The organism is Rhizobium sp. SVR5-2C, assembly GCF_056755115.1.
Genome location: NZ_JBNDHT010000069.1, coordinates 22,674 through 34,913, shown reverse-complemented (window position 1 = coordinate 34,913; position 12,240 = coordinate 22,674). Strand labels below are relative to the sequence as shown.

10 protein-coding genes are annotated in these 12,240 nt (G+C 61.7%); all 10 read right to left on the bottom strand.

The features are described from left to right. Window positions 1–12: 12 nt before the first annotated feature. Window positions 13–786 (bottom strand): SDR family NAD(P)-dependent oxidoreductase, encoded by a 774-nt coding sequence (locus ACPYOI_RS19850; RefSeq protein ID WP_481423243.1) that lies wholly within the window; start codon window positions 784–786, stop codon window positions 13–15. A gap of 10 nt (window positions 787–796) precedes the next feature. Next, complete coding sequence (locus ACPYOI_RS19845; protein WP_481418981.1) at window positions 797–2,131, bottom strand: dihydroorotase; 1,335 nt, start codon at window positions 2,129–2,131, stop codon at window positions 797–799. A 15-nt stretch (window positions 2,132–2,146) separates the two neighbouring features. Beyond that, complete coding sequence (locus ACPYOI_RS19840; RefSeq protein ID WP_481418982.1) at window positions 2,147–3,781, bottom strand: thiamine pyrophosphate-requiring protein; 1,635 nt, start codon at window positions 3,779–3,781, stop codon at window positions 2,147–2,149. A 49-nt stretch (window positions 3,782–3,830) separates the two neighbouring features. Beyond that, window positions 3,831–4,757: an allantoinase PuuE gene (locus ACPYOI_RS19835; protein WP_481423242.1), complete on the bottom strand. Its 927-nt coding sequence runs from the start codon at window positions 4,755–4,757 to the stop codon at window positions 3,831–3,833. Further along, entirely contained in the window at window positions 4,757–5,794 is a 1,038-nt protein-coding gene (locus ACPYOI_RS19830) for an NAD-dependent epimerase/dehydratase family protein (RefSeq protein ID WP_481423241.1), read from the bottom strand. Before ACPYOI_RS19830 ends, ACPYOI_RS19835 begins: the two co-directional genes overlap by 1 nt. A 33-nt stretch (window positions 5,795–5,827) precedes the next feature. Beyond that, window positions 5,828–6,589, bottom strand: a complete 762-nt coding sequence (locus tag ACPYOI_RS19825) for an SDR family NAD(P)-dependent oxidoreductase (RefSeq protein ID WP_481418985.1) — start codon at window positions 6,587–6,589, stop codon at window positions 5,828–5,830. Next, window positions 6,586–8,019, bottom strand: a complete 1,434-nt coding sequence (gene hydA, locus ACPYOI_RS19820; protein ID WP_481423240.1) for a dihydropyrimidinase — start codon at window positions 8,017–8,019, stop codon at window positions 6,586–6,588. The genes ACPYOI_RS19825 and hydA overlap by 4 nt, the downstream gene beginning before the upstream one ends. Then, window positions 8,016–9,200 (bottom strand): MFS transporter, encoded by a 1,185-nt coding sequence (locus tag ACPYOI_RS19815; protein WP_481418987.1) that lies wholly within the window; start codon window positions 9,198–9,200, stop codon window positions 8,016–8,018. Before ACPYOI_RS19815 ends, hydA begins: the two co-directional genes overlap by 4 nt. A 75-nt stretch (window positions 9,201–9,275) precedes the next feature. Next, window positions 9,276–11,330, bottom strand: coding sequence for a dipeptide ABC transporter ATP-binding protein (locus ACPYOI_RS19810; protein ID WP_481418988.1), 2,055 nt, complete (start codon window positions 11,328–11,330; stop codon window positions 9,276–9,278). A gap of 32 nt (window positions 11,331–11,362) precedes the next feature. Continuing rightward, window positions 11,363–12,238: an ABC transporter permease gene (locus ACPYOI_RS19805; protein WP_481418989.1), complete on the bottom strand. Its 876-nt coding sequence runs from the start codon at window positions 12,236–12,238 to the stop codon at window positions 11,363–11,365. Between the last annotated feature and the right edge of the window lie 2 nt (window positions 12,239–12,240).

Sequence of the window (12,240 nt, the reverse complement as noted above, 5' to 3'; positions counted from 1 at the left end):
AGGCGTATCGCCTCAGCCGGCCATCCATCCGCCGTCGACCATCAGGTTGACGCCGGTGATGTAGCTCGCCATGTCGCTGGCGAGGAAAACGGCCGCACCCGCCACGTCCTTCGGCTCGCCGAGCCGCGGCCAGGGCGTGCGCCGGCGCGAATAATCGAGCGCACCGGGATCGTTGGCGACACCGGGCTTGCCGGTGACGATTTTCCCCGGTGCAATCGCATTGCAGACGATCAGATCGGCGGCATGGTCGACGGCGATCTGGCGCGTCATCTGAACAATCGCGCCCTTGCTCACCCCGTAAGGAAAGTCGCCGGGACTGGCGACCATGCCGTGCTGTGAGGAAATGTTGATGATCCTGCCGCGGGTTTCGCCGATCGGCTCCTGCGCCAGGAACTGTTGGGCAGCGCGTTTGCAGCAGTAGAAAAAGCCGGTGACATTGACGGCAATGATGCGGTCCCACTGCTGCGGCGAGGTGTCGATAAGATTTGTCGACGTATAGATCGCGGCATTGTTGACCATCACGTCCAGCCGGCCGTACCGCGCGACGGTTTCTGAGATCAGTGCGTCGACGTCGCTCCAGCTCGATATGTCGGCCTTGATGAAAGTTCCCTCGCCGCCACCTGCGCGTATGCTCTCAAGCGTCGTTTCTCCCCCTTCGATAGGCGTCTCCGTCACGTCGGCGATGACGACGGTTGCGCCCTCTCGCGCATAACGCAGGGCGATCGCCCGACCAAGACCCGAGCTCGCGCCGGTCACGATAGCTATCTTGTCAGCAAGCATGGTCATTGTCTTTCCTTCAATAGGCACTGCGGACCACTTGGCCGCGGTTAGGCAATGCGAGCACGCCGTCGCTAACGATGCGCTCGCCGCGCAGGAAGACATCCGTCAGCTTGCCGGGGATGCGCCAGCCGTCGAACGGCGTGTAACCGGCGCGGGAGGCTTGTTCGGCATTGCTTATGACGGTCGAACCACTGAGGTCGACGAGCAGAATGTCCGCGTCATAGCCAACGGCGATAGAGCCCTTCGACCTGCCCAGTCCGAAGCGCCGCGCCGGAGCGTAGGAACACATGCGCACAAGTGCGGACAGGCTGATCACCCGCTCGCCAACCAGCTTGAGCATGACCGGCAAAAGCGTTTGCAGGCCTGGCATTCCGCCGGGGATATCGGCAAACGCAGCGTAATGAGCCGCCTTTTCCTTTGCGCTATGCGGCGCGTGGTCGGTGGCCATGGCATCAATAAGACCCTCCGACAGCGCCGCACGCAGCGCCTGGACGTCTTCACCGTCCCGCAGCGGTGGCGAGCCTTTGAGATTGCCGCCGACAACGGCGTAGTCAGCCGCTGTAAAGAACAGATTCTGTGGTGTTGTTTCGACGGTCACATCGGCCATGTCCCGCAGCCGCCGCCACGTTTCGATCCCGAGCTGCGAATTGATCTGCCGGACATGGACGCGAACGCCGGTTTCGGCTGCAGCCAGCACCGCGCGCGAAATGCCGCCGGCTTCGGCGAGAGGCGGCCGGCTCGAAAGAAAAGTGCCGATATCTCCGGCACGATCGCGCGACGCGCTGCCAAGCAAGATTGATTGGTCACCCGGCGAGATGCCGATGGTCGTGTTGTAAGTCGCGAGACGGCGCAATGTCTGCGTTACGGCGTCGAGGCTGTCGAACATGAACTCTGCCGGCACGTCGGCCGTGAACAGCTCGAGCGACACCGGCGCGAGTTTGAGGAGTTCATCCAGCCCCTCAAGAGATTTCGATATGACGCCCTGAAACCCGACATCGACATGCAGGCGGCCTTCAGCCATCTCCATCTTCTCGGCGAGTTGAGCGGCGGTTGCCGTCCAGGGATCGTCCGTCGGCATATCGAGAATCGTGGTCACGCCGCCAAGAGCGGCAGCACGGGTACCACTTTCGAAATCCTCCTTGTGCGTCAAACCCGGTTCCCGCAGATGCGCATGGGCGTCGACAAGTCCCGGCAACAGGTGCCGTCCGGTTGCGTCTACGAAGGATCGCGCCATCGGGCTATCGCCCGGAGCAAAGAGAGCGGCAATGCAACCGTTGTTGATCCCGATATCAGCCCTTCTCTCACCATCAGCATTTACGACGATGCCGCCGGTAATAACTGTATCGAACATGTGCCCTCCCGCTGCCTACCAGAGACCCGCAAGACGCGGTTCTTCGTGGGTGACCACCTCGATGAGCGCGGCTTGGCCGGTCTCGACCTTCTGCAGAGCGCGCCGCAATGCCGGGCGCAGATGCTCCGGTTGCGTCACGCATTCGCCATAGCCGCCGAGCGCCTCGGCGATCGGCGCATAGCCCCCGGTCACACGGTTGGCGCCATACTTGGTCGTTGCGACGGGCATGCTTTTCGCGTAACCGCCGAGCACGTTGTTGCGCAACAAGATCGTTAGGACCGGCAGGTTGCAGCGCACCGCCGTTTCGAAATCGATGCCGACCATGCCGAAGGCCGACTCGCCCATCAGGTTCACGACCGTCGCCTCCGGCCGGGCGAGTTTCGCGCCGATAGCAAAACCGAGGCCGCTACCCAACTGGGTCGTCTTACCCCAGCCGATATAGCTGCCGGGGACGCTTGCCACATAGAAGGGGCAGAACTGATCACGCGGATTGCCAGCATCATGGGTGACGATCGACCTCTTCGGATCGACCGCCTGCATGATCTCCCAGACTACGCGATAGGGCGAGATCGGCGCCGTATCGGCCGTCAGCAGAGGCATCCATTTGGCCATGAAAGCAGCCCGCACTGCCGTGATTTCGCCTGCGATCTGCGGACGTTCGGGCAGCGGCAATCGATTGGCCCTTATGTGGCCGATCATCTGCTTTAAGACTGATCGGATATCGCCGACGATGCCCTGCGCGATCGGGTAGTCCTTGCCGAGATCGGCATCGTCGAGCGTGACCTGCAGGATGACCTTATCGTCCGGGATCGGCAGGATGTAATAGGAGCGCGTTAGACTGCTGCCGAGCGCCAGCACGACGTCGGCTCTTTCGAGGAAACGATCGACAGTTGCCGGCCGCGCGCGGCCCGCCGTTCCGAGCGCCAGCGCATGGTCTTCCGGAAAGCCGCTCTTGCCGTTCGGCGTCGTCATGACCGGGATATTCAGCAGTTCGGCAAACTCGACCAGTTCTTGAGTGGCGGACGCGGACAGGACGCCCTGCCCCGCCAGGACCACAGGATTTCTGGCGGTGAGAAGTGTCGCGACCAGCTCCGCGATTTCACCATTGTCTGCCTGTGGCACGCTGCGGCGCGGCCGCTGGTGAAGCGACGGTGAGGCGTGAAGCGTTTCGGTAAGCAGATCGACCGGCAGTTCGAGCAGGACAGGGGCCGGCTTGCCGTTTCTGACGCGAGAGATCGCCGCGTGCATCAGTTTCGGCAGGTCGTCCACCCTGGTTGCCGCTTCGCACCATTTGGTGATGTGGGTGAAGTTGCGGCGGGACTCGAAGTTCGGTGCCACGGCCTCCGAGCCGCGCGGATAGCCCGTCGGCAGGAAGAGCATCGGCACACCGTCGTTGAACGCCTGGGCAATCCCGGCAAAGGAGCTCTCAGCACCCGGACCATATTGCACGGTCACGACGGCCAGCTCCTTTCCGGCCGTCGCACGCGCATATCCTTCCGCGATGTTGATCGCGACGCGTTGCGTGCGGGCTATGATCGGCGGAATATCCATCTCGGCGGAGGCATCGAAGAGCTCGCTTGCCGGAAAGCCGATGATCTGCTTGACGCCCTCTTGCTTCAACACGCCGGCGACATATTGAGCGCCGCTCATGCCTTGCATCTGAGTGTGCAACCGTTCTACCGGCTCTGCTTGCGTGCCTTCAGCCATGGCGAGAAAAGCCCTCGTGGTTTGCCAGCCAGTGACGGGCAATGTCCTCGCGGCGCATGAAGGCCGCGCCCGGAGTCTTCTTCACGTGCTCGATGACCTCGCGGAGGCCGGAGGCGCGGTTGGGCTGGCCCATCCAGCGGGCATGCACGCCGATGGTCAGCATGCGCCCGCCGGTCTCGTCGGCCTCACCGATCATGTAGTCGATTGCCGAACGGCAATCCTCGGCAAAGTCGCGCGGATTGCTGTAGCCGGGTGCGATCAGATAGCGGCTGTCGTTCAGGATCTTCGAATAGGGCACGACGAGAAGCTTCGTACCATCGTGATCGAGGAAGTAGGGAAGGTCGTCATTGCATGGGTCGGAATAGTAGAGGAAGCCGCCTTCTTTCACGATCAGATCGCGGGTGTTGACGCTCGGAAACGAGCGGCAGTTCCAGCCAAGGGGCCGCTTGCCGGTCAGCTTCTTGTAAAGTGCGATCGCTTCATGAAGCTGACGCTCCTCCTCCTCGCGGGGCATCGTCGAATATTCGCTCCAGCGAAGACCATGGCCGAGAAGATCGTGACCGCGTGCGTTCATCCATTCGATGACCGTTGGATTTCTTTCGAGCGCAACAGCGCAAGCTGAGATCGTCACCGGAATGTCGTAGCGATCAAACAACCGCGCCAGGCGCCACACGCCGGCGCGGCTGCCATATTCGAAATGCGTCTCGGTGCCGAGGTCGCGTACCGGAGGGCTGTTCGGGATATTGTATTCGCCCCAATTGTCGTTCCGGCCGTCTTCGAGCCAGGAATATTCCGAGCCTTCCTCGTAATTCAGCACGAGGTTGATGGCGAGCTTGGCCCGACCCGGCCAGGTAATCACCGGCGGCTTCGGGCCGTAGCCCACAAAATCGCGCAATTGATCTTTTGTGACAGCGGTCATCACTTTCCCTCGCTTTGAAGTTCGTTTTCGATGATCCAATCCATGTAGTCGTGGAAGGACTGCCTGGCGCTGCGCGGCCGCCAGCTCGTATCCCGCTCGATTCGAGCGATGTCGTAGGCGCCCCACATGCCGTCCTTCAGCGAAACGTCCTGAATGATATTGGCGGTCTCTGCCGGGCTGACTTCAATTTTCAGGCCGGGCGCACGTTCCTTCGCCCATTCGATGACATCACCTATGGTAGACGTTTCGCCGCTTCCGATATTGTAGTGGCGGTAGCGAAGGCGCTCCGCAAACAGGAGCGCAATGATCGCTTCGGCGACATCGGTCGAACTCAGGTAATCGCCGACGGGCTCCAGGCTGTTCGGCCGGATGGTCTCGCCGGCAAGCGCCATATGCGCGACCCGGTTGGGCACATGCCGGAAATTGCGGCTTCCCGTCACGCGGTCCATTGGCCCGTAGACCGAGGCGAGCCTGACCGATGCCGCCGACAGGCCGAACAGATCGGCATAACGGTTGACCACCATCTCGGCGGCAAATTTGGAAATCCCGTAAAGCGTCAGCGGTGCGACGTAGCCGTCTTCCGGCAGGGGCTCTCCCGTCCAGTCCGGACCGTGATGACGGTAGATCGCACCGGAGCTCACGTAGACGATGCGCTTCAGATCGGCCTGCCGACGCGCCCATTCGAGGATGTGCACCGTGCCCATGAGATTGACGTCGACGATCCGAGCGGGATCCTCGGCCTCCGGCTGACGCTTCGCTTCAGCCGCGGTTCCCCGCGAGATCGGGGTAATAGTCGCACCATGCACGACGTATCGGATGTCGTGGCTGTCGAGCGCGTCTGCCCATTGGCTTGGATCGCAGATATCGCCTGTAATTACCGAGAGGCGGTCACGAACCGGCGCGAAATAGCGTTCCGCCATGGCATCCAGACCGGCGCGGTCCAAGATGACGACGCGCGCCTTGGGATCGCGGTCAAGCCATGCCCGCGCAAGGACGCTCATTACAAAGCCGGTGCCGCCGGTGACAAGAAGGGTCATCCTAAAATCCATCAAAGATTTCAACAACAAATGTCAGCGTGTCGCGTAGCCGCCGTCGGCCAGCAGATCGGTGCCGGTCACGAACGAGGCGTCTGACGACAGAAGGAAGGTAGCGGCGGCAGCGATTTCGTCGGGCTGGGCGATGCGCCCCAGCAAATGCGCCGGCCCGAGACTGGCATTGGCCGTATCGAGATCGGGCCATCGCTGCAGCAGCCTCGGGGTTGCGACAGCGCCCGGAGAAAGACTGTTGACGCGAATGCCATCGGCCGCGTGATCAACCGCCATGGCTTTCGCCAGATGCACGAGACCTGCTTTGGCGGCGCAATAAGCGACGGCCTTTCCGACCGCCACATGCGCAAATTGTGATGCGATGAAGACAACCGAACCGCCGCCAGCGGCAACCATTGCCGGAAGCACGTGCTTGCTGGCCAGAAAGGCGCCGGTCATGCTGACGTCGACCTCGAGCCGCCACTGCTGTTCAGGCAGATTGATGACGGTGCCATCGAACGATGGCGCGGCCGCATTGTGCACAAGACCATCGAGGCGACCGAAACGTGCCAACCCGGCCTCCACCGCGGTGTGGACCGACCAGCTGTCGGTCACATCGCAGCGAATGCCGATCGCCGCTGATCCCAATTCCTCGGCGAGTGCCGTGGCTCCTTCAAGAGAGTGATCGGCGCAGATTACAGACGCTCCCTCCCCCACACAGCGGCGCGCGATCGCTGAACCGATGCCGCTTGCCGCGCCGGTTAGGAAAACAACCTTGCCTTCGAGGCGTGACGCGAGCGCAGTCATGATGCGAGAACCTTTGAAAGCCCCTGTTGCGGCGGGAACGGCCGCTGGCGCGCGATAAATTGACCGCGGCCGGGTTCGGCAAGAATCCTGCCGTCGTCCCAGACGACGTCGCCGCGCGAGATTGTCATGATCGGCCAGCCCTTCACGACCTGCCCTTCATAGGGCGTGTAGTCAGTCGCGTGATGCAGCAGCGAATTGGTGATCGTCACGCTGCGGTCCGGGTCCCAGATCGCGATATCGGCATCTGCGCCGACGGCGATCCTGCCTTTGCGGGGGTAGAGACCGAACAGCCGGGCCGGAGCACCGGCGGTCAGATCGGCGAATTTCTGCAGCGAGATCCGGCCGCCGTTGACGCCAGCCGAAAACAGCAAGGCAAGGCGGGTCTCGATGCCCGGGATGCCATTCGGGATTCGATGGAAGGGCGTCCCCGGACCGCCGGCGATCTTGTCGGCATAGTCGCAGGGCGAGTGATCCGAGGTGAAAACCTCGAGGGTACCGTCGAGAATGCCCGCCCAGATCGCAGGCTGGTTGGACTTGTCGCGCGGAGGCGGCGTGCAGACGCATTTGGAGCCGGACAGATCGTGCGTGTCGATATCTTCGGCCGAGAGGAAGAGATATTGCGGGCAGGTCTCGGCGTAAATAGGCAGCCCGCGCGCCTTGGCGCGGCGGATTTCCTCGACAGCGCCGGCCGCCGCCACGTGGCTGACGAGGATCGGGGTCTCGATCAGCTCGGAGAGGCTGATGGCCCGGAAGGTTGCCTCACGGTCTCCGATTTCCGAATGCGCCTTCTCATGATAGCGAAGCTCAGTCTTGCGAGCGGCGATGAACTTTTCGGTCAGCCAGCGAATACAGGCATCGTTTTCCGCGTGGACCATGACCATTGCGCCCTGCGAGCGGGCGAGGTCGAGGACATTGAGCACCTCATAATCATCGAGCTTTAGACCGTCATAGCTCAGGTAGATCTTGATCGAGGTGCAGCCTTCCGCGATCAGGCCAGGAATTTCGTCGCGCAGCACCTCGGCCGAGGGATCGCCGACGATCAGGTGGAAGCCATAGTCGATACGCGCTTTCGGGCGGGCGCGTTCATGGTAGTCCTCGACGATTTCTCTGAGCGACTGACCGCGCATCTGCATGGCGAAGGGCACGACGGTCGTCGTACCGCCGCAGAGCGCCGACAGGGTCCCAGTATTGAAATCATCCGCTGTTGATTTGCCTTCCCATGGCTGCTGGTCCATGTGGCAATGGCTGTCCACACCGCCAGGCAGCACCAAGCGGCCTTCTGCCGAGACCTCGCGCAGGCCTTTCGGCAGGTTCGGTTCGAGGGCGGCGATCACACCGTTTCGAATGCCGACGTCGATCTGCTTCGTGGCGTCAGGGAGAACGACGCGGCCCCCTCGAATGACCAGGTCATACGGCTGCTGCGAATTCATTCGGTTCCTCCCGAAGCGAGGCATGGTTTCACGCCGACAGAAGAACGGCGCAGAAGATTGAAGCAGGCAGCAAGGGCAACCAGAAATGCGCTGCTGCCGAGAAGGATGAAGAGGGCTTGCGGGGCAAATATATCCATGAGGCCCGCCGCAGCGCCGGGCGTCATGATGTTGCCGACCGAGTAGAGCAGGAGCAGACTGCCGGATGCGGAAACCATGTGCCGGCTGTCGAGCTGGGAATTGGCATAGGCGATGCCGACGGGGTAGATCGTTAGCGCGATTGCGCCGTAGGCGAAAAACAACGCATGAAGAAGGCCTTGCGATCGCATGCCGGGCCAGGCGATCGTCGCGCAAAGGCATGCCGTTGCCAGTCCCTGCAAAAGCAGCAGCAGGCGACGATCCATTCTGTCGGACAGCCATCCTGCAGGTGCCTGGGCCAACATGCCGCCCATACTAAAGGCGGTGACGAGTGTCACGGCGGACGCCGCCTCGAGGCCGACCCGCTCGCCATAGATGGGCGTCATCGTATAGACGTTCATATTCGTCATGCCCGACTGAAACACGCTGACGACGGTGACCGGGGCGAGACGCACCAGTTGCCAGATGCCATATCGATCCGTCGAGGTCGCGGTGCTTGCACCCTCGATTGGCGCGGGAAGAGGCAGAGCCGGCCAGCAACCGCCAAGGAAGCGGGCGTAGAAGAATCCCGAGAGGATTACCAAGAGCGCAATCGGGAAAAGGTGGGGCGAATGCGGACCGGCTGCCTCGACAAACAACTGGCCGAACAAGACGGCAAGCGACGTCATCAGCATGTAGAGCGAGAAAAAGGCGCCTCGATTGCGTTGGTCGGCATAGAGGTTGATCCAGCTCTCGGAAATGACGAAGAGCGTTGCGATCGCAAAGCCGTTGATTAACCGAAGGCAAAACCAGAGCGGCATCGCAGCGGTCAGCATGTATCCGCATGTTGCAAAGGCTGCGAGCAATGCCATCGACAGGAAAGCGCGCTCATGCCCAAGGCGAGACACCAGAAAGCGGGCCGAAAGGCATCCCGCCAGGAAGCCAATCGGGAAAGCGGTCAGCAGCAGCTGGACAATACGGACGCTGATCGACGGATCGCTCAAGTGAAGTGAAACGGTCGTGGTCAAGAGTGCGTTGCCCGTGCCGATGACACAGATACTCGCCATTATGGGAATGATTGCCCGAAAGCGCGCGGCCCTGTGCCATGCTTCAGCGATCGACCTGCCGAATCCACGCATCGGTTAGGCCTTCTCGACCGGTGCAAGAACCGATGGACGTGCTGCGAGCTCGGCTGCCTCAATGTGGCAGGCGATTTCGTGCGTTTCGGACATCTTTCTAACGGGTGGGGGTACGGTGTCGCAAATGGTTCCAACTTTGCGATGACACCGCGTGGAGAACCGGCAGCCAGCCGGCACGTTCACCGGGCTTGGCGTCTCGCCCGTCAGGCGGATCCGTTCCCGCGGCGCCTCGTCGGGATGCGGACTGCGGATCGCCGACAGCAGAGCTTCCGTATAGGGATGCGCGCCTTCACCGAAGACCTCCTCCACCCTGCCCTGTTCCATGATCTTGCCCAGATACATGACGACGACCTTGTCGGCGACGTGGCGCACGAGGGCGAGGTCATGGCTGATGAACAGCATCGTGGCGTGCTTGTCATGCTGGATATCAAGCAAAAGGGTTACGATAGCTGCCTGCACCGAGACGTCCAGTGCCGAAACGGGTTCGTCGGCGACGATCAGCGACGGATCCGCGGCAAACGCTCGCGCGATTGCAATGCGCTGCTTTTGCCCGCCGGAGAGCTGGTTGGGCTTTCGGTCGGCGACTGCCGGTGACAGGCGCACCATTTCCAGGAGCTCGCGAACACGTTGCTCAATTTCGGCCTTCCCCTTGCGGATGCCGAATTTCTTGATCGAACGGCGAATGGAAAACGCTGCCGCATGGGAGGGATTGAGCGTGCTGTCGGGATTCTGGAAAATCATCTGAATCTGCTGCAGCAACGGCCGGGGCCGGTCGCGCGCCTGCAGCTCGGCGATGTTTTCGCCGGCCATGCGGATCTCCCCCGACGTCGCCCGGTCGAGGCCGGTCACGATGCGGGCGAGCGTTGACTTGCCGCAGCCGGATTCGCCGACCAATGCAACGATCTCAGCTTTTCCGGCCTCGAAGGAAACTAACTCATTGGCCTTGACTGTCTTCTGATAGCCGATCGGATAGACCTTGCTGACGTCGGACAGCGAGATCGCAGTTGTTTTCGGCCCGAGATCGGACCCGGCCGGCGCCAAGGTTTGAACAGGCTCGGAAAGCTCCTGCCACCGTGCGCAACGGACAAGGTGATCCTCAGCCGCCGGTTCGAGGGCAAGCCCCGGCCGATCGCAGAGACCTGCGGCGAAGCTTGCGCAGCGCGGTGCAAAAAGACAGCCTTGCGGCCGTTCGGACGGCAGAGGAATATGACCGGGAATGGCAGCGAGGGTGCGGCTGCGCTTGTCGCCCGTGATATCGGGAATGCAATCGATCAGGCCGCGCGTATAAGGATGCTTCGGCCGACGAAAGACCTCGCCGGTCGTCCCCTCTTCAACCATTTCGCCTGAATACATGATCCCAAGGCGATCACAGCTCTCGGCAATGAGACCGAGATTGTGCGAGATGAACAGGAGGCTCGTCGAATAGCGCTGTCTCAGTTCGGCGATGAGATCGATCACGGCTGCTTCGACGGTCACATCAAGCCCGGTCGTCGGCTCGTCGAGCAACAGCAGCGATGGCTTGGCGAGCAATGCCATGGCAATGACCACACGCTGCTGCTGGCCGCCCGAAAGCTGGTGCGGGTAACGCTTCAGCATATCGCCGGGGTCGGGCAGGCGCACGTCGCCCAGCATGGCTTCCGCCATCGCCATCGCTTCCTGCTTGGTCGCGCCAAGGTGAAGAAGGGGAACTTCCGCAAGCTGCGCGCCGATCGTCTTCACCGGATTGAGCGCGCTCATCGGGTCCTGATAGACCATGGCGATCTGCCGTCCCCGGATCGACCGCAATTCCTTCGGGGAGGCGCCGACGAGCTCCTTGCCGTTGAAGCGGATGCTGCTGTTGGCGATCGCCCCGGTATTGCCGAGATAGCCCATGATCGCCATGGCCGTCGTGCTCTTGCCGCAGCCGGACTCGCCGACCAGGCCATAGCTCTCACCCGCCTTGACACTGAAAGACAAATCCGGAATGGCGACCACCGTCTCGGCCTTGCCGCGGAACTCGATCCGCAGGTTCTTGATGTCGAGAACAGGCGCGCGGTCGATCATAGGTGTGACGGACATGGCCGCTCCTTGACGATTTGACGCTATAACGTTCATGGCTTCCATGCCTCACGCATACCGTCGGCCAGCAGGTTGAAGCCGAGAACCAGGGTCACGAGCGCAAACGACGGAATGAGGGACATGTGCGGCCAGACATTGAGAACCGTCACGCTCTCCTTCACCATACCGCCCCAATCCGGGTTCGGTGGCGGCAGGCCGAGGCCAAGGAAGCCGAGGATACCTATCGTGATGATGGTGTAGCCAATGCGCAGGCAGGCGTCGACGATGAGCAGGCTACGGCAATTCGGCAGCAGCTCGACGATCATGATGTAGAGCGTGCTCTCAGCCCTAAGCTTTGCCGCCGCGACGTATTCCTGCTCCTTCAGTCCGAGCACAAGGCCGCGTGTAATACGGCCGATCCCCGGGGCGGAGGCGATTGTCGTCGCGATGACGATATTGAGCACCGACGGACCGATATTGGCGATCAGAATGACGTAAATGACCAGAACCGGAAATGCCAGGATGATGTCCGAGAAGCGGCTGATCAGCACATCGATCCAACCGCCGTAGTAGCCGGCGACCATGCCCATCGTGATGCCGACGATCATGGCGACGGCAACCGACAGTGGTGCGACGGATAGGACCGTGCGGGCGCCGAAGATGAGGCGTGAAAGCACGTCACGGCCCAAGACATCCGTGCCCAGCCAATGCGCGGCGGACGGATAAGGATTGGCCATTGCCATGACGTCCGAGTCCGTCGGTGACGGGAGCGGAAGGATGGGCGCAAGCAGGGCCGCCAAGACCCAGAACAGGACGAGCGAAAGGCCAACGACTGCGGTGCGTGAATGGAAAATGCGCATCCAGTTGGGCCGAGCGGCGCGTTTCGGCGGTGCAACTACGGCTTCCGCAATATTGTCTTGAACAGCCATTA

Bases quoted from the DNA above. Each gene is read 5' to 3' on its own strand.
- ACPYOI_RS19850 (WP_481423243.1), bottom strand. From the start codon at position 786: ATGACCATGCTTGCTGACAAGATAGCTATCGTGACCGGCGCGAGCTCG.
- ACPYOI_RS19845 (WP_481418981.1), bottom strand. From the start codon at position 2,131: ATGTTCGATACAGTTATTACCGGCGGCATCGTCGTAAATGCTGATGGT.
- ACPYOI_RS19840 (WP_481418982.1), bottom strand. From the start codon at position 3,781: ATGAGCGGCGCTCAATATGTCGCCGGCGTGTTGAAGCAAGAGGGCGTC.
- ACPYOI_RS19835 (WP_481423242.1), bottom strand. From the start codon at position 4,757: ATGACCGCTGTCACAAAAGATCAATTGCGCGATTTTGTGGGCTACGGC.
- ACPYOI_RS19830 (WP_481423241.1), bottom strand. From the start codon at position 5,794: ATGACCCTTCTTGTCACCGGCGGCACCGGCTTTGTAATGAGCGTCCTT.
- ACPYOI_RS19825 (WP_481418985.1), bottom strand. From the start codon at position 6,589: ATGACTGCGCTCGCGTCACGCCTCGAAGGCAAGGTTGTTTTCCTAACC.
- hydA (WP_481423240.1), bottom strand. From the start codon at position 8,019: ATGAATTCGCAGCAGCCGTATGACCTGGTCATTCGAGGGGGCCGCGTC.
- ACPYOI_RS19815 (WP_481418987.1), bottom strand. From the start codon at position 9,200: ATGGCGAGTATCTGTGTCATCGGCACGGGCAACGCACTCTTGACCACG.
- ACPYOI_RS19810 (WP_481418988.1), bottom strand. From the start codon at position 11,330: ATGTCCGTCACACCTATGATCGACCGCGCGCCTGTTCTCGACATCAAG.
- ACPYOI_RS19805 (WP_481418989.1), bottom strand. From the start codon at position 12,238: ATGGCTGTTCAAGACAATATTGCGGAAGCCGTAGTTGCACCGCCGAAA.